Origin of the sequence: Herbivorax alkaliphila (genome assembly GCF_030848475.1) — a bacterium.
In the GTDB taxonomy this organism is placed as follows: Bacteria; Bacillota; Clostridia; order Acetivibrionales; family Acetivibrionaceae; genus Herbivorax.
Genome location: NZ_JAVDDS010000057.1, coordinates 1 through 20,792, shown reverse-complemented (window position 1 = coordinate 20,792; position 20,792 = coordinate 1). Strand labels below are relative to the sequence as shown.

The 20,792-nt window shown below is 30.6% G+C and carries 19 protein-coding genes; 11 read left to right on the top strand and 8 right to left on the bottom strand.

Annotation, left to right across the window (positions count from 1 at the left end; all coding sequences use genetic code 11):
• Positions 1 to 250 precede the first annotated feature (250 nt).
• Positions 251 to 1,291, top strand: coding sequence for a serine hydrolase domain-containing protein (locus tag RBH29_RS15340; protein ID WP_306697830.1), 1,041 nt, complete (start codon positions 251 to 253; stop codon positions 1,289 to 1,291).
• A 109-nt stretch (positions 1,292 to 1,400) separates the two neighbouring features.
• Positions 1,401 to 2,012, top strand: coding sequence for a hypothetical protein (locus RBH29_RS15335; protein ID WP_306697829.1), 612 nt, complete (start codon positions 1,401 to 1,403; stop codon positions 2,010 to 2,012).
• Between the two features lie 154 nt (positions 2,013 to 2,166).
• Here RBH29_RS15335 and RBH29_RS15330 read toward each other — a convergent pair whose 3' ends face one another.
• Positions 2,167 to 2,577, bottom strand: coding sequence for an arsenate reductase ArsC (locus RBH29_RS15330; RefSeq protein WP_306697827.1), 411 nt, complete (start codon positions 2,575 to 2,577; stop codon positions 2,167 to 2,169).
• 262 nt (positions 2,578 to 2,839) lie between these two features.
• On the opposite strand from RBH29_RS15330, the gene RBH29_RS15325 reads away from it, so the two are divergent.
• From RBH29_RS15325 to arsB, 7 genes are all read left to right on the top strand, one after another.
• The gene (locus tag RBH29_RS15325) at positions 2,840 to 3,163 is read left to right on the top strand and encodes an ArsR/SmtB family transcription factor (RefSeq protein ID WP_306697825.1); all 324 of its coding nucleotides are present in this window, start codon (positions 2,840 to 2,842) and stop codon (positions 3,161 to 3,163) included.
• A gap of 19 nt (positions 3,164 to 3,182) precedes the next feature.
• On the top strand, positions 3,183 to 4,352 hold the full coding sequence (locus tag RBH29_RS15320; protein ID WP_306697824.1) for a permease: 1,170 nt from the start codon (positions 3,183 to 3,185) through the stop codon (positions 4,350 to 4,352).
• Between the two features lie 15 nt (positions 4,353 to 4,367).
• Positions 4,368 to 4,607 carry a thioredoxin family protein gene (locus tag RBH29_RS15315; protein ID WP_306697823.1) on the top strand — a complete coding sequence of 80 codons (240 nt, stop codon included), beginning with the start codon at positions 4,368 to 4,370 and terminating at the stop codon, positions 4,605 to 4,607.
• A gap of 24 nt (positions 4,608 to 4,631) precedes the next feature.
• On the top strand, positions 4,632 to 5,138 hold the full coding sequence (locus RBH29_RS15310) for a hypothetical protein (RefSeq protein WP_306697821.1): 507 nt from the start codon (positions 4,632 to 4,634) through the stop codon (positions 5,136 to 5,138).
• Positions 5,138 to 5,815 (top strand): cytochrome c biogenesis CcdA family protein, encoded by a 678-nt coding sequence (locus RBH29_RS15305; RefSeq protein WP_306697819.1) that lies wholly within the window; start codon positions 5,138 to 5,140, stop codon positions 5,813 to 5,815. Before RBH29_RS15310 ends, RBH29_RS15305 begins: the two co-directional genes overlap by 1 nt.
• A gap of 324 nt (positions 5,816 to 6,139) precedes the next feature.
• The gene (locus RBH29_RS15300) at positions 6,140 to 6,481 is read left to right on the top strand and encodes an ArsR/SmtB family transcription factor (protein WP_306697818.1); all 342 of its coding nucleotides are present in this window, start codon (positions 6,140 to 6,142) and stop codon (positions 6,479 to 6,481) included.
• 25 nt (positions 6,482 to 6,506) lie between these two features.
• Positions 6,507 to 7,568, top strand: coding sequence for an ACR3 family arsenite efflux transporter (gene arsB / locus RBH29_RS15295; protein WP_306697817.1), 1,062 nt, complete (start codon positions 6,507 to 6,509; stop codon positions 7,566 to 7,568).
• Positions 7,569 to 7,704: 136 nt separating this feature from the next.
• Here arsB and RBH29_RS15290 read toward each other — a convergent pair whose 3' ends face one another.
• The 7 genes from RBH29_RS15290 to RBH29_RS15260 form a co-directional block, all read right to left on the bottom strand.
• Positions 7,705 to 8,793 carry a Gfo/Idh/MocA family protein gene (locus tag RBH29_RS15290; RefSeq protein WP_306697816.1) on the bottom strand — a complete coding sequence of 363 codons (1,089 nt, stop codon included), beginning with the start codon at positions 8,791 to 8,793 and terminating at the stop codon, positions 7,705 to 7,707.
• Between the two features lie 317 nt (positions 8,794 to 9,110).
• A complete protein-coding gene (locus RBH29_RS15285) occupies positions 9,111 to 9,809 on the bottom strand; it encodes a response regulator transcription factor (RefSeq protein ID WP_306697815.1) in 699 nt (232 codons plus the stop codon).
• Between the two features lie 12 nt (positions 9,810 to 9,821).
• Positions 9,822 to 11,267: a sensor histidine kinase gene (locus tag RBH29_RS15280; RefSeq protein WP_306697814.1), complete on the bottom strand. Its 1,446-nt coding sequence runs from the start codon at positions 11,265 to 11,267 to the stop codon at positions 9,822 to 9,824.
• Positions 11,268 to 11,281: 14 nt separating this feature from the next.
• Entirely contained in the window at positions 11,282 to 12,034 is a 753-nt protein-coding gene (locus RBH29_RS15275) for an ABC transporter permease (RefSeq protein ID WP_306697813.1), read from the bottom strand.
• Complete coding sequence (locus tag RBH29_RS15270; RefSeq protein ID WP_306697812.1) at positions 12,021 to 12,746, bottom strand: ABC transporter ATP-binding protein; 726 nt, start codon at positions 12,744 to 12,746, stop codon at positions 12,021 to 12,023. The genes RBH29_RS15275 and RBH29_RS15270 overlap by 14 nt, the downstream gene beginning before the upstream one ends.
• A 92-nt stretch (positions 12,747 to 12,838) precedes the next feature.
• Positions 12,839 to 14,062 (bottom strand): hypothetical protein, encoded by a 1,224-nt coding sequence (locus RBH29_RS15265; protein WP_306697811.1) that lies wholly within the window; start codon positions 14,060 to 14,062, stop codon positions 12,839 to 12,841.
• 304 nt (positions 14,063 to 14,366) lie between these two features.
• Positions 14,367 to 16,148 (bottom strand): hypothetical protein, encoded by a 1,782-nt coding sequence (locus tag RBH29_RS15260; RefSeq protein ID WP_306697809.1) that lies wholly within the window; start codon positions 16,146 to 16,148, stop codon positions 14,367 to 14,369.
• A 477-nt stretch (positions 16,149 to 16,625) separates the two neighbouring features.
• Between RBH29_RS15260 and recD2 the strand changes: the two genes are divergently transcribed.
• Together recD2 and RBH29_RS15250 are read left to right on the top strand one after the other, a co-directional pair.
• Positions 16,626 to 18,779 carry an SF1B family DNA helicase RecD2 gene (recD2, locus tag RBH29_RS15255; RefSeq protein WP_306697808.1) on the top strand — a complete coding sequence of 718 codons (2,154 nt, stop codon included), beginning with the start codon at positions 16,626 to 16,628 and terminating at the stop codon, positions 18,777 to 18,779.
• A 362-nt stretch (positions 18,780 to 19,141) separates the two neighbouring features.
• Entirely contained in the window at positions 19,142 to 20,704 is a 1,563-nt protein-coding gene (locus tag RBH29_RS15250) for a bifunctional diguanylate cyclase/phosphohydrolase (RefSeq protein ID WP_306697806.1), read from the top strand.
• Positions 20,705 to 20,792 lie beyond the last annotated feature (88 nt).

Below are 20,792 nucleotides of genomic sequence, written 5' to 3'. Positions count from 1 at the left end.
ATGGGTTTTCAGAAGATATGGCAATAAGCCACATACCTACTTGTCTATAGAATTCATTTCCTCCATTATAATATAATATTGCATAAGATGTAATATTATATTATAATGGAGGAAATGAATTCCTATTATTGTATAAAAAATATATAACTGTAGTTCTATGTTTTTTATAAAAACCGATATTTTAATTTCATATAAAAATCATAGAATTTAGATGATTTGAATATTGAATTGAGTTTTTAGGAGGTTAATAATGTTGCGTAAAACAGCTTTACTAATATGTTGTCTTTTTATGTTTGGTTTTCTTTTTGGATGCTATAATGAGATAGATGATTCTAGTTTAACAGAGTCCACGCCTGAAAATAATGGTATTAATTCAGCAACACTCAAAGAATTAAATGAAATAATTCCAAATGATTACCCGGAAATAATCAGTACTATTATATTAAGAAATGGAAACATTGTTTTTGAAGAATACTACGGAACAAGGAAGAATTCTTTAAATGAGTTAAGATCTGTTACAAAAAGCTTTATATCTGCATTAATAGGAATTTCAATAGACAAAGGTTATTTAGATGGCGTTGATCAAAAACTTGTTGATTTTTTTCCTGAGTATGTTAATTCAAAAACAGATCCCAAATTTAAAGAAATTACTATAGAGAATTTACTAACCATGAGGGCAGGTATTGATTTTGACAATCATGATACTCCTAAATACATAGATTGGAGATATAATAGAAACTTGGTTAAACCTTTTTTTGAAGATGAGTTACCATATTCACCTGGTGGAATTCTTCTTTATAACGATCCAACTGCACACTTTTTGTCAGCAATTATAACAAAAGTATCTGGAATGAGTACAATGGATTTTGCTGAAAAATATTTATTTGATAAGTTAGATATTTCTAGATATAGATGGGAAAAAGATTATCAAGACTACAATTTGGGTGGTTCAGGACTAAATTTAAGAACAAGAGATTCGGCTAAATTTGGACAATTGTATTTAAATAAAGGAAAATGGAATGGAGAACAAGTTATATCATCTGAATGGATAGAACAGTCTACTAAAAAATACACTGGTGGAAATCGAGTCTATCATGATTATGGATATCTGTGGTGGACCAATACATTCAGCTCTTATTCCTGCTATATAGCATCTGGTTTTGGAGGACAAAACATATTTGTTATACCCGATCTAGATATGGTGGTAGCTATTAATTCTAAAACAAATATTAAGGAACATAATAATCAAAAAATTATTGATAAATACATAATACCAGCTGTTGAAAAGTAATTTTTTATTTAAATAACATTACCTAGAAAACTTGAATCAAAAGTAGTATTTAAACCTATGCAGCCTAAGAGTGAGGCTGAAGAAGGATTATTAGTTTAGGAGGAATAAAATGAATTATAATATAAAAAAAATTGGTTTTTCAAGAAAAATAGCAATAATTATTGGATGTTTGATTTTATTTATATATGGAATCCAGATTTATAATTTTTTAGTTTACAATGCTGTATTAAAGAGTGTTTTTCATTATCAAGACTTGCTTTTGTTAAATGTCGTATGTTCTGTAATAGCTAATATTATAATTGGAATTTTATTTTTTTCAACATTTAAACATAGCTACTTTAAAACATCTTTTATATATCTTTTAATATTAACCATACACAGTCTATTGAATCTTTTTTTTGCAGTTTCTTATTCTACAGGACTATTTTTACCAACACTAGCTTACTTTCTTATAGTAATCGATGCCATTTTACCATATATTTTCGTTTTAAGTTCTTTAGTGCTTTATATTTTATTGTACCGTTCAAAAATTACACCAAGAATCATTCTAATATTTAGTTTCGTTGGAATTGTTTTATTAGTGCTAGCGAATTTATTTAACCAATATCGCATTAGTATGAATTATTCAATATATTTAATTAATATCTTTCTTTTAGTATGGCTTATTATTAAAGGCTTTAGCCAATCTAAACATTTTGAAAAATCCACTGCAAATATATAGCTATTGTGAGAATGTTTTTTATAAAATTTCCTCATACTTCCTGTATTAAAGTAGAGGTTTTATGGAAATGTTGTAGTATAATTTTGAGATATAGTAAAAAAGCCCTTCATCCAGTAAGAAAAGATGAAAGGGCTTAATATTTACAAGATATTAATTAGTACAAGGATTGTGTTTTGATTTTTTCTTTTAGGCTTAGTATGTTACTTTCTATTGTTTCAATAATCTTTTTAAATTCTTCATCGCTTTTTCCTGTTGGATCCTCTAAACCCCAATCTTCTACATACTTAGCTGATATAACAGGGCAGACAACATTACAGCCCATTTTTATAACAATATCAACTTGGGGAATATCATCTAAAACTTTTGAATGCTGTGTTTTTTCCATGTCAATGTTATAAATATCTTTAATTAATCTTACTGCGTCTTGATTTATTTGTGGTTTTGTCTCAGTGCCAGCAGAATAACTTTCAAAAACATCAGACGCAAAATGTTTACCAAGTGCCTCAGCTATTTGACTTCGACATGAATTATGAACACAAATAAAAGCTACTTTTGGCTTAATCATATTAAAAACTCCTTTAAAATATATTTCAGTTTAGCAATCATATTTTATTTACTGCTTAAAATAGAATTATCATATATTTTTGATATAGTCAATTGATTTAACATAAATTTTACATAGCTAATTTCCTATATATTTTTCTTCATAAATATTATATACATAGATAAAAAATTTATATTGACTATATGTTAATATAATAATATAATTAAATTAGTATATTACTAATAACTAATATACATAAACTTAAAAAAAGGAGTGAGATATTTTGTGGGAGAATATGGGTAATCAGCTTGTTGGAATAGTTTTTAAAGCATTATCAAGCCCAACAAGAATTAATATATTAAAACTTTTAAAAGATGGTCCTTTATGTGTATGTAAAATAATAGAAGACCTTGGGACAGAACAGTCAAATACATCACAGCACCTTAGAGCATTAAAAAATGCAGGACTTATTCAAAGTCGAAAAGAGGGACTAAAAGTAATATACAGTGTCAAGTACTATGAAGTATTTGACATAATAGATACTGTTGAAAAAATAATTTTAATGCAGTCAGAAGAAGCTCAAAAATCAATTAAAGTAAGTATTTAATTTTGGGGAGGAAAAATTGGTGAAAGAATGGAAAAAAATAATTTTAATGGTTTCGGTATTTCTTGCAGCTTTTTATATTCCATTTTCAAATCCAAGGGTCAGCTCAGCAATTCTTGAATCCTTTCATATGCTTCAAGAATATGCAAGAGAGCATGTGCTTTTTTGTTTGATTCCTGCATTTTTTATTGCAGGTGCAATTGCTAACTTTATTTCTCAAGGAGCAGTTATAAAATATTTTGGAGGCGGAGCAAAGAAGTGGATATCTTATGCAGTAGCTTCTGTATCGGGAACTATACTTGCTGTATGTTCTTGTACAGTGCTACCTCTTTTTGCAGGAATATATAAAAAAGGAGCGGGAATTGGTCCTGCCGTTGCTTTTCTTTATGCAGGGCCTGCTGTAAATGTACTGGCTATTATTCTTACAGCTAGAGTTTTAGGATGGGAACTGGGTTTGGCTAGGGCTATTGGGGCAATTGTCTTTGCTATAGTAATTGGTATTATAATGTCAATTCTATATAAAAAAGAAGATGAAAAGAGAACAAAAGATGCAATGAATCAGTTTCAAGGTGAGGAAAAGGGACGAAGCTTATTGCAAAACATGATATACTTTGCTTCTTTGATATTTATATTGATATTTGCCACATGGGGAAGACCAGAAGAAAGTGTGGGTTTTTTCCACTCTGTATTTAATATCAAATGGTATCTTACAGGGTTTTTTCTTATAATTTTGGCATTTGTTATTGTAAAATGGTTTAATCGTGATGAGAGAATAACATGGGTTGAGTCTTCATGGGACTTTGCAAAGCAAATTTTGCCACTGCTGTTTGCAGGAGTTATGGTAGCGGGTTTTTTAATGGGAAGACCAGGAACTGATGCTGGTATTATTCCGGCAGAATATGTTTCTTCTGTGGTGGGGGGCAATTCACTTTGGGCTAATTTGATAGCATCAGTTATTGGTGCGTTTATGTATTTTGCAACACTAACAGAAATACCCATTATACAGGGGCTTGTAGGGTCAGGAATGGGTGATGGACCGGCACTTGCGCTTTTATTGGCAGGACCTGCATTAAGCCTTCCTAATATGCTTGTAATAAGGAGTGTTATGGGAACGAAAAAGACATTAGTTTTTATATTGCTGGTTGTTATTTTTGCAACTTTATCAGGTATGTTATATGGTTTATTAGTTTAATAGGAGGTGAAAAATATGGATATTAAAGTTTTGGGAACTGGTTGTGCTAAGTGTAAAAACCTTGAGAAAATTGTTCGAGAAGTAGTAAGTGACATGGGTATAAGTGCTAATGTTGAAAAAGTTACAGAAATAAACAAGATAATGGAGTATGATATATTGATGACTCCAGGACTTGTTATAAATGGAGCTGTCAAAGTCGCTGGCAAAGTTCCAGGAAAAGATGAATTGAAAAAGATTATAGAAAATGAAATGTAAGAAATCAAAGATGGGGGGTTTTTGATGAGTAAAAAAAACCTAGCAATTTTATTAGGTGTTTTTATCTTAGTTGCAGCAGTGTTTTTTGCTAAAGGAATAACTCAGGAAGATAGCGGTGAAGGTGTATCTGAGGCTAACCAAGTCACAACTTCGGAAGACAATGATATTACATCAAGTAATGATAGTTTAAAGGACAGGTATGAAAGAATTAAAAACAGTGATAAGCCATCAATTATTGTATTCTCATATGAGGGCGAATGTTGTCCTGGGACAAAGCAGTTTTTTGATGCTTACAATGAAGAAGTGAAAGCTATTATGAGAGATTATGAAGGAAAGTTTGAAACCCTGTTTATTGACTTAGATGGAGTAACTTATGAACAAGGACAGGTTATTGACTCTATTGCTGAAGAAAATGGAATCGATCAGATGGCTTCGCTTGTTATTAGAGACAGAGATGGAAATCCTCAAAAATTGGTGGCAGGACCTTTTGACAGTGATGAAATAAGAAGTTTAATGGATGAGGTGCTTTGATGTTTGATATAGATCTCAGTTTAATTACTGATGCCAATTTAATTTTTGCAGCATTTGTTATTTTTGCAGCAGGATTTTTTGCAGGATTAAGTCCATGTACCCTTCCAACTGTACTTTTTGTTTCAGCTTATGTAACAGGGGGCAGGGATAATTCAAAAAAAAGAGCATTTGCTGTATCATTAGCATTTATTTTAGGCATTGCTTTAATGCTTACAGTTCTAGGCACATTTGCAGGCTTAGCCGGTAGAATGCTTGTTGATAGTAAAATATTAGATTATACAATAGTTGCAATTTTAATAATAATGGGATTATGGCTTTTAAAGGTGTTTGAGTTTAAAGGTAGTGGAGGAATAACTGACAAATTTAAGCTAAAAAAGGGAAGCGGTATAATAGGAGCTTTTCTTCTGGGAATTCCATTTGGCATTTCTGCTTCACCTTGTACAATGCCTCTTACAGGGACTGTACTTGCGTATTCAGCAGCAAGAGGAAGTGAGTTTACAGGAGCACTTCTTATGTTTGCTTTTGGTATAGGAAGAAGCATTCCACTACTTATTGTAGGAACTTTCTCTGGAGCATTGAAAAGCATGGAAAAATTCACTAAATATCAACCGGTAATTGAAAAGATTGCTGGGGTGGTTTTGATAGCACTTGCCCTTTATTTTATATGGGAGGCTTAGCTTAGAATACAACTACATAGTAACACTTGCGAGTGGAAATTTCATTAATTATAATATGAAAACATTTATATGTTGAATAAATATAGATATTTAAAAACTTTGGAACATTGTGTTCCAGAGTTTTTTAAATGCCTAAGAAAGTGCATTGCTTTCTGGCATCAAAAAAGTCTACCGAAAGGCAGTACTTTAAAGGATTACCCTAGCTTTAAATCGGCGAAGCCGACTTTTTTATAAAAAAATGTAACAATAAGCCTTGTCTTTTCATAAAATATATAATATAATATGCATATATTCGGTTAAACAAATATACGGAGGTGATTTTTTTTGGAAGCTGTTGTTGATGTTCTAAAAGCATTGGCAGATGAAACACGATTGAGAATTATAAACTTACTTTACGAAGGAGAAATGTGTGTTTGTGATATTGTGGAAACATTAGAAATAACACAGACAAAAGCCTCGCGGCATCTTATTTACTTAAAAAATGCCGGGCTTGTAAAACATAGGAAAAAAGCTCAGTGGGTATACTATTCACTGATAGAGGAAGAGGGAAACCAATTTATAGACAAATTGGTTTATGATAAACTTAGAAGTATGGATTTTTTTGTTAGTGATCTTTCTAATTATAAGATATGGATACAAAACAAAGATGAAAGAAAGTGCAAATAGAGGTAGCTTGAAAGGAGAGAAGAATATGAGTAAAGAAAAAATACAGGGAATTAGTTTTTTTGAAAAATATTTAACATTGTGGGTGGTACTTTGTATGGCAGTAGGGATACTTATTGGCAGATTTTTGCCTGCTATTCCGGAGTTTTTAGGTCGATTTGAACGTGCAAATGTGTCCATACCAATAGCAATATTAATTTGGATTATGATTTATCCAATGATGATGAAGGTTGATTTTCAAAGTATAAAAAATGTAGGAAAAAGTCCGAAAGGATTATTTGTAACTTGGATAGTAAACTGGTTGATAAAACCATTTACTATGTATGGTATATCAGCATTTTTCCTGTATTTTGTCTTTAAAGCAATAATACCACCAGAACTTGCTAAAGAATATCTTGCAGGAGCAGTTATATTAGGAGCAGCTCCCTGTACTGCTATGGTATTTGTATGGAGTCACTTAACAAAAGGAAATGCTGCATATACAGTTGTTCAGGTTGCAACCAATGACTTGATTATATTGATTGCCTTTACTCCAATAGTAGCCTTTTTACTTGGAGTAACCGGATTTTCTATTCCGTGGGACACACTTATTTTATCAGTTGTATTATTTGTTGTAATTCCTCTTGCAGGTGGAATATTAACAAGAATGTCAGTTATAAAAAATAAGGGAGAAGAGTACTTTAATAAATCATTTATTCCCAAGTTTAATAATGTTACCATTATGGGGTTGTTGCTTACGCTGATAATAATATTTTCCTTCCAGGGAGATGTTATACTGGATAATCCACTTCATATATTTCTAATAGCAGTTCCACTGACTATTCAGACATTTTTTATCTTCTTTATAGCCTATACTGCATGTAAAATGTTAAAACTTCCTCACAATGTTGCAGCGCCAGCAGGGATGATTGGAGCGTCTAATTTTTTTGAACTGGCGGTAGCTGTTGCCATTGCACTTTTTGGACCTACATCACCAGTTGCTTTAGCAACTATTGTAGGTGTGTTAGTTGAGGTTCCAGTTATGCTGACTCTTGTTAAAATCGCCAATAAGACTACCAGTTGGTTTCCAAAAGGTAGTACATGTAGATAGTAGCAATTTTAAATAATATAATTTAATAATTAGTATAAATGCTAATTATTAAATGCACTATGAGAATTCTTTTATAATTTTAAGGTGGAGTATACTCCACCTTAAAGCTTAGATATTTAATTTTAGCAAAACATGTTCACTGAATGTAAGGCAAGGAAGGTTCATGGGTGTTCTCTAAATCCATATGTTTAATAGGAGCAGAACCGTCAACGTAAACTACATCCTTTTTAGAGATAGATTCTAAGATATCAAAAACCATTTTAACGTCACCATATTCTATTTCAGGTGTAACAGAAATTTCTTCACTACCGTTTAATGCATTATAAAAATTCAAAAGTTCGTTATAAAATCCTCTTTTAGGAGTATAGTTTATTTTTTCAGAAGTTCCATCAGGATAAGACACATTTATTATGCCACATTCTTTGTCTTCTAAATAGATTTCACCTTTTGTTCCATAAATTCTAAAGCCTATTGGAGGTTTTTGACTTTCAATTCCAGATGGGAAGTAAGTATATTGTCCTATAATCCCATTTTTAAAAAGTATATTGGAGTTTATCGAATGATAAGGACTATATTCTTGCTGCTGAGGCTTTCCGAGCCCATGAACAGATTCTACAGCACCAAAAATATGCCGTATTCCTGCAATATCGTGAAGAGCTGCATCTAAAAAAGCACCACCTTTAAATTTAGGATGTTGTCTCCATTCAGTAGCTGCAAAAGTATTTTTTGTTATTTCACAGGGAAAGCAGCTTACGTTATTTCTTATAAAGTATATAACATCTCCTATTTTTTTACTGTTTACTATATCTCTGATTTTATTGTTTTCTTCATTGTACCTGAAGTTTTCAGCAATCATTATTTTTACATTATATTTTTTTGATAATTCTAAGAATTTTTTTGCATCATCCATATTAGAGGCCATTGGCTTTTCGCAAATAAAGTCTTTTCCAGCCCGAGCAACCTTTTCGGACACTTCATAATTATATTCAATTGGAACAAGGATATCAACTGCATCAATATCTGTTCTTTTAAGCATTTCATTATAGTCGTCATAAACATTATCTAAGTCAAGATTTATTTTTTGTGCAAAGTTTTGTGCATCTTTTAGTGTTCTATTACAAAGTGATACTATTTCATATTTATCTCCAAGTTCTAAAATGGCTGGATAATGAAGTCTCTCCCAAGCCATTCCTGTTCCTATTACTCCAAGACGAATTTTTTGCATTTTAATCTCCTTTATATACTTATAAGACTCTATGTTAAATGAGTTAGATCTATAGTTTAAGCTTAAGGGCACTAGACTTTAACACAAAGCCTTTATGCTAATTTTTAGTTGAATAAGTGTATTAATTTAATAATAAATATAATTTCCTTTAAGACTAATAATTATTCTAAAAGCTTAAAAAAAGTAGCTGCTGTAAGTTAGTGAACTTTTTTGATTTTATCTAAATATGGTTCATTCAACTGGAGATTCTACTACACCTTAAGATATAGAAGGAGGGACTCTACTTAATTAGATAAGTTGAAGTTAAGAAGCTGTTATCAGCTTCTTAACCTGTAACCTGCACCCCAGACCGTTTCAATATACTGAGGATTGGATAAATCTACCTCGATTTTTTCTCGTATTCTCCCTATATGGACTGTAATTGTTGCTACATCTCCTAAAGAATCAAGACCCCAAATTTTATCAAAAAGTTCATCCTTGCTAAATACTCTGTTTGGATTTTGGACCAAAAATAAAAGAAGTTCAAATTCCTTCTGAGCCATATTTATTTCTTTACCATTTATAAAAACTCTTCTGGAATCTTTTTGTATTTCAAGTGCTCTAATTGTCAATGTTTCCATATCACTTAGGGAAAATTTATTTTTTAACCTTTGGTATTTACTGATATGAGCCTTTACTCGTGCTACCAACTCACTTGGACTAAAGGGCTTGGTTATATAATCATCTGCACCTAATCCAAGTCCTCTTATTTTGTCCATTTCCTCTTTTTTTGCCGAAACTATAAGGACAGGTATATCTTTTTTGTCGCGTATTTTTCTTAATATTTCAAACCCATCTATTTTAGGAAGCATAATATCAAGGATGAGAAGATCATAGTCTTCTTTATTTATGCTTTTAATACCCTCAACTCCATCTGTGCAAATTTCCACGCTAAATCCGTTTATCTCCATATAGTCTCTTATAAGTTCTGCAATGCTTTGATCATCTTCTACAACTAAAATTTTTCTTGTGTCCACAGTTAAATCCCCCTAAATTAGCTTCTCTAGTTTTCTAATAGATATCATTACACTGGTACATTCATTCTTTTGGCTTATAGCCCATATTTCTCCACCGTGTCCCTCTATTATCTGTTTTGAAATTGCAAGGCCTAATCCACTTCCCTTTAAGCTTGTTCTTGAAGAATCAGCTCTGTAAAATCTGTCAAATATATGGGGCAAATCTTTTGGAGCTATACCAGTTCCATTATCCCTTATCTCTATAATTATACTTGAATTTGTCTCTCTTAAAAAGATATCAATTTTTCCTCTGTTCTTATCCATATATTTTTTTGAATTATCCAATATATTTATAACAACACGTCTTAATCTGTCTCTATCAATCATAACATAAAATGAATGTACCAATTGGTTATGAAGTTCTATTTCTATATTTACTCTTTCAAGCTCTGTTTCAATCTCATTGATACAGTCTTCAAAGTACCTTACAACATCTGTCTTTTCAAAATTAAAAGGCACCTGATTTAAATCAAGCTTTGAATATAGCAAAAGATCATCAATCATATTGTCAACATGATTTGACTTTGAATACACTGTTTTTAAGTACTTCTCAACTTTTACAGGAGTGTTAGCAACTCCATCTAAAATCCCCTCAACATAACCCTTAATAGATGTAATAGGAGTTTTAAGGTCATGTGATATGTTAGATAAAAGCATTTTTCTACTGTCATCATATTTTTTTTGCCTGTAATTTGATTCCACCAGCTTTAATCGCATTTTTTCAAAGGAGGTACACAAATCTCTAATTTCATCATCTCCATCTTCAATAACTTCAAAATCAAGATTGCCACCGCTTATTTTACCAGATGCCTCCTGAAGTTTTCCTAAAGGCTTTAGAATGCTTCTAGAAAAACCCAAAATCAAAACTACATTGGTTAATAAAAAGGATATAATAAAAATTATTACAACCATCAGTAAAAATTTATCAACAGTAAACCAATCACTTCCTGCATATGCTAGCAAAATTATATTTCCCTTTTCTACATCTGTAAAGTTTATATTAATAACTCTTACAATATACCTGTTACCGTCTATGTTGACCATATTTGATAATGGAATACTGGCTGATTTTTCAAGAATCTTTTCTATATCTATCAAACTCATCTGTTTTGTCTCAAAAACTCTCCTATGATTTTTAAGTACTATAATATCGGCATCAATATTCTCTAATCGAGCAGCTAAGTATTCTTGAAACTCTTTTTCTAACAATTTGTCAGGTGCGTTAGAGAGTATGCTACCATCAGTTTTAAAAAGCTCATACTGTACTTGTGAAAATCTTTTAAACCTTTCATAGCTTATATCTACATTAATAAACCTGTCTAAAATAAAGATTAAAAGAAAAGATGCTACAAATGTCACCACTACAGGAATAACAATAATTGCAGCATTTGAAAAAGCCAGCCTTTTTTTAAAATTCATATCTTTCACCTTTTTTATAAGTCTTTTTTATCAAATAAGTAATAACCTGCTGTAAAAAACATTATAGCACATCCAAGCATAATTAAAAACTCTCTTCCTATCTTTAACAAGGGCAATGTATCTGCAATCCATAATTCATACCAATTAAACATAGATGTAACAAACATACTAGAGTATTTTGGAAAAACAAAGGCAGATCCTTTAAAAGCAATATACACTATTATAGTAACAAAGAATACTGCTGTGCTACCTCTTAAAACATTAGATAAAAAAACGATAATTAGGGCAAATACCATTATAGGTAAAAATGTTACTAGATAGGATATGAAAACTCTATAAATTCCAGTAACTGTTATAGAGGCAGAATTAAACAAAATTCCAGAAAGTGTGGATAAAATCATTACTGCTAAAAGATTTGCAAGAACAAAAAAACCTGTTGTACAAATTTTTGCAGCAAAAATTTTTAGCCTTGTAACGGGTCTTAACAATGCTATTTTCATAGTATTTTGATTAAATTCACCTGAAAAAATATCTATCACTATAAGAGTTGTAAAAAGCGGCAGTATTGTGTCTACAAAAACTGACAACACCAATATTGGAAAATCTGTGCCACTTACAGTTCTAATACCAAATCCTTTTCTTACTCCTAATACTAAAAGCTGCCCCATTATAATAGAAATAATTGAAATAGCTACTACAACAATAGCTTTCTTTTTTCTATACATTTTATCAATTTCATTTATAAATGCTGCTTTAAACGCTTCCATTTTTGCCTACCTCACTTACAAAATAGTTTTCCAGCGAAGAATAATTCGCTAGGATGTTTTCAATATTATCAACATTAACCATTTTACCATTAAATATAATTCCTATTACATTGCAGGTAAGTTCTACATCGTGAATCAGATGGCTAGAAATAAAAAAAGAAGTTTTTTCTGTTTCTGCCATGTGTTTAATAAGTTTTCTCATTTCAAGCATACCTTCAACATCAAGACCGTTTAGAGGTTCATCCATTATAATCAGCTCAGGGCTAGATAGAATTGCAGATGCTATTCCTATTCTCTGTTTCATTCCTAAGGAGAAATTTCTTACCTTTTCATTTTTAAATTTTAATATACCTGTAAGTTCAAGCACTTCATCAATTCGTTTGTCATCTACGTTCTTATAAAATCTTGCCTGAAGCTTTAAATTTTCATAAGCACTAAGATATCCATAAGATTCGGCTGTTTCAATTATACAGCCAACCCTTGACATTGCCTTTTCAAATTGGTCAATTATACTATATCCAAAAATCCTTACATCTCCAATATCAGGTTTCATTAGGCCTGTCATAATCTTCATGGCAGTAGTTTTACCTGCACCATTTGGACCTAAAAAACCAAAAATATCCCCTTTTTTTATATCAAGGTTGATATCCCAAATTCCTCTGCCGTTTTTATATGTTTTTGTCAAATCTTTTATTTCAAGTATAGTCTCCATTTAAACCTCCTCTAAAATACTTTATTTAAGTGGGGGACTTACATCCCCCCCTTAAACTGCTAACAATAGATTTTTAGTTTAAAAAAATTTTTTTAATAATCAAAAACTCTTTGATACCTATCATAATTTAGTGACTCAGGCTCATTTGCATTTTTAAAACTAAAGTAAATTTGACCTCTCTCAACTCGAATATAACCTTGAATTTCTGAGCTGTCTAAAGCTTCAAAAGTTCCATTCCTAGGAGAAGTCATTTCTGCTTTAAATTCAAATTCCCTGTTATGTTCTATATAATCTTCATTGTAAATTGAATAGTACTTTCCGTACATATAATTATCCTCAACAGATGTTATTTCAATAAATCTTTCACCTATTTTCTCAAAATGGTTATTTCCATCAATTACAACTTCAGATTTCCATTCTCCTTTATACCTTTCATCTAATTGATTTTGCGACCTGTCTGTAGAAACCACTGTTACTTTTTTACCTGTAAGGTCTGGTTCTTCTACTATAGTAGAATTAATATCCACAATCTTAACTATAACTTCAAGTGTAATGTCATGAATATTATCATCACTATCTTTTCCTGACATAACAAATGTAGAAAAAATACTTTCAACTATACCATCACTGTTAGTGGTAGCTCTACCACTAATTTCTTGAATAAAAACATCTTCTGTAATTATAGGTAGTGATAAATTACTGTATTCATAATCATTAATTATAAATTGTTTGAAAAAATATGATGATACCGCATTTATAAGTGTCGGAATTTGTGCATCTCCCACAGAGCCAGAAAAATACTTACTTCCATCAGTATTTTCTTCAACTATCACATGATTTCTTAGATTTCCAACTAAAGCATCAAATATTCTCTCTATATCTTTAAAGTTTTCTTCTTGAAAGGGATCGTTAAAAAGTGTAAAATGCTCTAGCTTATCTGTATACTCCTGTATTTTATATGAATCATCTATCATATTGTGGTAGTTAATATTTTTGTATCTATCTCCATATGCATAACGGGATATATTTGTACCATTCACAGATGTTTCGGAAATGTTTCTGCTAGTTCTGTCGTTAACAAAATCATATTTATTCGCTTCATTCATTGAATAAAATGTTTTTCCATTGCTTTTAATCAAAAACTCTGACTCCATAGTAAAGCTGTCTAAATCCTCCCCGAGAGTTGCACCTGTGTGCTTAATTGAGTCCTTTAGCTGATCATAGCCTGTTTTAGAAACAATATCTGCAAATACTGTAACTGCAAATATTGTGACACCTAAACAAAAACTTATAATCATAATAATTTTTTTATTCATTTTCATCTCTCCTTATAAGATAGTATTAAGGAACATTCCCATAGTACTATCTTAAATGATACTTGTAAAACTAGAATAAACAATATATAAATAAAATATAAACTTTTCTATCTATTTTATTATAGCATCATTTATTAATGTAAAGAAAAAATGGAGGTGCTTTTAAAAAGAAATGCATTAAACAAGAATTTTATAGAGTGTTTAGCAAAAAAAATAAAAAAGCTTTGGATATTACTTAGGTGAAGCTTTTTTATCTAATTTCAGTAGTATTTGAGTTTAAAACCCCTAAAGGAATATTTCTAAATTAAATAAATAGTTTAATTAAAAGCTCAAAAATAATTGACAGTAGAACAAAGGTTAAAGAAAACAAAATTACAATATGCTTGGTATCATTTTTGTGCTGGATATATAAACATTTTAAATCTAATTTGCTTTTAGATATATTTTTGTCAAAAATGATAAGGGTAGAAAGAGAAAAAATATTTAAACATGCTACTAATAAAAACATTTCAGCTGAAAAAATGCCATTATACCAAAAAGTATCTTTAACAAAAATATTTAAAAGTATGTATATACCTATTGCCAGTAAAGGAAGAATAATATTTATGAGAGTTAAATAAATACATCTGCAAAAATTAAACACAAATAAATCTGCTGCTTCTTTTATCATGTTATCAGGATAAAATTTTTCCTGACTAAGTATAAAAATCTGTATAACAAAAAACATTAAACAGAATAAAAAGGCTGGTTTGAAGTCGAAATCATAATGAAAAGAATGACCTGAATAAGCAGAAAAAACAAATGCGAACACCATAATTGAAATTATTAGTTGAACAAATAAGATATCTTTAAAACTTTTAAAAATTGTTGATTTATTATTGTAAATAGACTTTTTTACATTATCCTCTAATCGTTTGGAGTTAATAAATTTAGAAGCAAAAAATACTCCTATTATACCCAATATATTACCCAAAGAAAGTAATAAAAAATTGAACTTAGAAACGGATTTTTTTCTAAGATAAGCTATGTGAGTAATTAATCCGGAGAGAAGAGATAGAATTAAAAAGAGAATAATGCCATAAATAAATAGACTGTTCTCGTTTATATAAATTGCCACCTTTACATTAGAAGGGCATTTAGTATCTATCCATAAATCTTCTTTTAACATATTTGCTGGGGCATCTATCTGAATTTTTGTGTAATTTACGTCTAATTTTTCTCCGTTATTAAGAGATTCAGGAGTTATTAAAGAACCTCTATAGTAATTGACGTCTGTGTAGTATTTAATTTCTTTAAATACTTTTGGAGAAACAAAGTCTGTTACATAAATTGTAGCAGGTACTACCATGTCACCATATGCTGACGTAGGTTTTAGTGGAAAATACAATTTTTCAGCAGGAAAAGATAGTTCAACTGCTAAGGTATTTGAAGTGCTGTAAGAACCAGCAGATTCCTGATTCTTTTTAAATTCTTCAATATCATAAATCCAGGATACAACAAAAGAATAATCTTCCCCTATATAAGAATCAAGAATAGAAATATACTGGTCATCTAAATCAAATCCTTTATCCTTTAAATACTGGATTAACGGATCTATAGTAGAAGAAGAGACTAAATCTGTTGCCAGTCCCATTTCACGGATGCTTTCACTAATTATACTCTCAGACTTATCTGAGTCCCTGCTAAGAGTGCCAAAATAAATAAAAGGATTAAAAACAGGATAAATCTGGCTAGACCTTATGTAAAAAAAAGTTTCAGATATTTTTGACCGTGCAGAATAATTTATATCCATTCCCATAAAAATAGGAAATCCTTTAATAATGCTCAAATCTACTTCTTTAGGATTTGAAGGAACAGGAAAAAGCCAAACTGCTTCTTCACCATCTAAGTCATCTCCTACGTCAATGGAAAGAATCATATTTTGCTTACCGTTTTCATAATTAATATAACATAATTGATGTTCTTCATTTAATAAATCCCAATTATTATCATATCCTTTAAAAGCCATTCCATCAGCATAGACAGCTTGACAAAATAAAAGCAAAAAAACTAATAAAAGTATAATTGAAAATAAACGTTTTTTCATGAAATCTTCCCACCTTTTCGTTGTTAAAGTAGTTACTTGTAGATTATATGAGAAATTTAGGTCAAAAATTCTAGTTTGGTTTTTGTGAAAAAAACATAGTAAAATTTTATTGTTAATATTGTACTATGCTACCATATATAATGTCAAGATAAAATGAAGGTGTGGATGCAGGTCATTTACATAGATGACATACATCCACAAGATGTATTAATTAAGCGTTATGCTTTGGATTTCAAGTACATGCCGTGTTATAATTCGTAAGTTTATTATTTTTTGGGTCAAAATCTATAAGGTGGATTTTAAAATGCAGATTGCTAACTACAGGTAAATGAATTGAAAGGTGGTTTGTTTTCAAAATAGCGTTGTTGAAAGACAGGCTTAAAAATGATAGTCTAATATAGAATAAAAAAGTAAAGACGTTCTTAAAATTTTGTTTTTAAATAAGGCTTTTAATGTTATAAAATAGGTGGGTTTCCTATGGAATATATAAGCGGAGTTGTTGAGAGAATTACATTTGCAAATGAGGAAAACGGCTTTTGTGTTATAAAGATAAAGTCTAAAGGTTTTTATGACCTTGTAACGGTAGTGGGAAACCTTGCTTCTGTCAATGTAGGTTCAACTTTAAAGCTTAAAGGTGAATGGAAAATGGACAGCAAGTATGGAAGACAGTTTAACGCTTTTGATTATAGAGAGGTTGTCCCTGCAACTATCGCAGGAATAGAAAAATACTTAGGAAGTGGACTTATAAAAGGTATAGGGCCTAAGTATGCAAGAAGGATTGTGAGACATTTTAAAGAAGAAACCCTGCGAGTTATTGAAGAAGAAACAGATTACCTTATTAATGTTGAGGGTATAGGACAAAAGAGAGTAGAAATGATAAAAAAAGCTTGGCAACAGCAAAAAGAAATAAAAAATGTTATGCTTTTTTTGCAAAGTCATGGAGTATCTACAGGATATGCTGTAAAAATTTATAAAACTTATGGGAATGAAAGTATAAGTGTAGTTCGGGATAATCCCTATCGCTTAGCGGATGATATTTGGGGGATAGGTTTTAAAACTGCAGATAAAATTGCTCAAAAACTGGGGTTTGATAAAAATTCATTTGAACGCTGTAAATCGGGAATAATTTATGTACTAAATGAGCTTTCAAATGATGGTCACTGCTATGCGACAAGAGAGCAATTAGTGTTAGAAACAGTAAAAATGCTGGAGTTAGAAGAGGATTTAGTTGAAGGCACTTTAGATAAAATGATAGAAGACAAACTGGTAATACCTGATGAAAACAATTCAATTTATCTTCCACCTTTCTATTACAGTGAAGTTGGTACAGCTAAGAGAATAAATGAAATAGCAAATACTAAATGTTTATTGGGGTTATCAAAAATAGAAGAGATTATTGATGATATACAAACAGAATGTAATATAGTCTACGACAAGGTACAGGTGGATGCAATTAAGACGGCAGCCATGTCAAAGTTTATGGTTTTAACAGGCGGGCCTGGAACTGGTAAAACCACAACAACTCTTGCTATTATTAGAATATTTGAAAAAATAGGAAGTCAGGTGCTGCTGGCAGCACCTACAGGGCGAGCTGCTAAAAGAATGTCAGAGACAACCGGCATGGAGGCAAAAACAATTCATCGGCTTTTAGAATACAGCCCAATGGAAGGATATCAGAAAAATGCTGAAAGCAAATTAGAGTGTGATGTCTTGATAGTTGATGAGACTTCTATGGTGGATATTATTTTAATGTATAACTTATTAAAAGCTGTTAAGGATGAAACTGTTGTTATTTTAGTTGGTGATGTGGATCAACTGCCATCTGTGGGAGCCGGTAATGTTTTAAAAGATATTATTGATTCAGACCAGGTTGCATTTATAAGGCTTACTAGGATTTTTAGACAGGCTTTAGGAAGTTCAATTATAACTAATGCACATTTAATAAATAAAGGTAATATGCCAAAGCTTAAGTGTGGCAAAAAAAGTGACTTTTTCTTTATGGAGGAGGAAAATCCAGAAAAAATAGCTGAAGCAATTAAAAAATTATGCACGAAAAGACTTCCTTCTTATTACAAAGTAAATGCTATAAACGACATTCAAGTGTTGTCGCCTATGCAAAGAGGAGTAACAGGAGCCCATAATCTAAACATTATCCTACAGGAAGCATTAAACCCTTCAAATGTCACAATAAAATATGGTGGAACTGTCTATCGTTTAAATGACAAAGTTATGCAGATTAAAAACAATTATGACAAAAATGTTTTTAATGGAGATATAGGAACCATTGCCAATATAGATATGGAAGACAAGACGCTAATTATTAGCTTTGATGGAAATGATGTAGAGTATGATTCTACAGAACTTGATCAGGTGGTTTTAGCTTATGCTACAACAGTTCATAAAAGTCAGGGAAGTGAATACAAAATAGTTGTTGCACCATTTACTATGCAGCATTACATGATGCTTCAAAGAAATCTTTTATACACATGTGTCACAAGAGCGAAAAAGATTTTTGTACTGGTAGGTTCAAAAAAGGCAGTTTATATGGCTATTTCAAACAATAAAATTCAGAAACGTAACACAATGTTGTCCCAAAGACTTAAATTAGAAGATGGTTTTTATAAAAGGTAAAAATGTGTTTGATATATCTTCTTTTTTAGGAACAAGCTATAGATGTTAATTTTTGCATATAATAGACAATATAGGTTCAAACCATCTTTTATTATTTGACATTTAACGCAATATAGTATAAAATAATGATATATATCGTTAATATCTTACTTGTTTTTTGATTTCAATGTCTTTATGATTACTTCAAGTGAATCTTTATTATTTGCATTCTCTAAGATAATTTCTTAATTATGTTAACAATTATGCTAACAAAAAATTATTGGTCATCAGACTTATTATACGGCACTTCATAATTTTAAAGTCTCAAACTACAATATAGTCTTATATTCATTATACTTCTAAATGAAGAAAGGTTCGATATAATGAAATATATTTTATCTGTTAAAAAAATGCTTGTGAATTTTAAAAATGGATACGTAGATACTAAATGGAAGAGAATTGAGCTTTTTGTAATTTTGGTATCTAGTTTTGTCGTATGGTTTTTACAAGGTTCAGCTATAACTAATGTAGAGGCCAAGGCTTATGTGGGACAAATACAAGGTTTTATCTCTGTATACATTGCATTTCGTTATGGAATTTTTGGGATGATTTTTTCTTTAGTGCTAAACATATTTCCTATATTTGGATGTGTTGCTGGATATATAAATACCAATCATTACTCTTATTTAGTTGGTTTGTTTTTTACGTTGTTAACCATGGCATGGGTCATAGTAGTTGGAATACTGTCACAAAGACAGGAGAATCAAAAAAGAGAAATGCAAAGGCTTGCTATTACTGATGAATTAACAGGTGTTTATAATCAGAGGTATTTTCATGTTGATTTGAACAAGGAAATAAATAAAGCCTCAAAAACTAAGGACTCTATTGGTTTGATTTTAATAGATATTGATAATTTTAGAATGTATAATGATTTATATAGTCATGACTATGGAGATAGTATATTGAAAATAACAGCAGCAATATTAAGAAGTGTTGTTAATAAAAAAGACAAGGTATTTAGGTTTGGCTCGGATGAATTTGCTGTGCTTGTTAAGGGAAGAAATTTGAGCTTACTGGAACTGGAGGCTAAAAGAATTCATGAAAAGTATGAAAAAGTTAAAAAAAATTATTACAAGGATGATTTGGCAAATAAGATAACAATATCAATAGGTTTATCTCAATATCCTGATATTTCAGCAAGTAAGGAGGAACTTATTTCACATTCTGATATGGCTCTTTATCAAGCAAAAAATCTTGGAGAGGACAAGGTCAACTATTATCAGGACATAATGCTTCAAATAAATAAAACTATGCAATCAGATGAGCAAATGATAGGTGTTTTTAGAGGTCTTTTAAGTACAATAACTGCAAAGGATAAATACACTGTTGGTCATTGTGAAAGAGTATCTTCTTACGCTACCATTATTGGAGAAGCTATGGGTTTTGAGTTAGAAGAGATTCAAACTCTTCTTTATGCAGGGCTTTTGCATGATATAGGGAAAATAGAACTTCCTAGAAGTGTTCTTAATAAAATAGGTCGCTTGACAGATGAAGAATTTGATATGATTCGTAAACATCCAATACACAGTGCAAGTATATTAGAACCATTGTCCGAGATGGATAACTTGATTTATTATGTAAAACACCATCATGAAAGATATGACGGAAAAGGATATCCTGACGGTCTTAAAGGTGAAGAAATAAGTATTGGTGCAAGAATATTATGTATAGCTGACTCTTTTGATGCAATGGTTTCTGAACGACCATATAGAAAAAGTATGTCTGTAGAGGATGCTTTTTTAGAACTTAAGAGATGTTCAGGTTCTCAATTTGATCCAGAAATAGCAAAAATCTTTATAAATACTATGAAAAAGAGAATGTCAATTAAATATAATTACAAGATTAAAATTAATAATTCTTCTTTTGAAAAAGTTCCAGTTCTATAACCTTATAAATATTTTTAAGAATAAGCTAATAGTGAATAAACCCCGAGTTTGAAGCGAAGAATTTATAATAAAATAAATACCATATAGA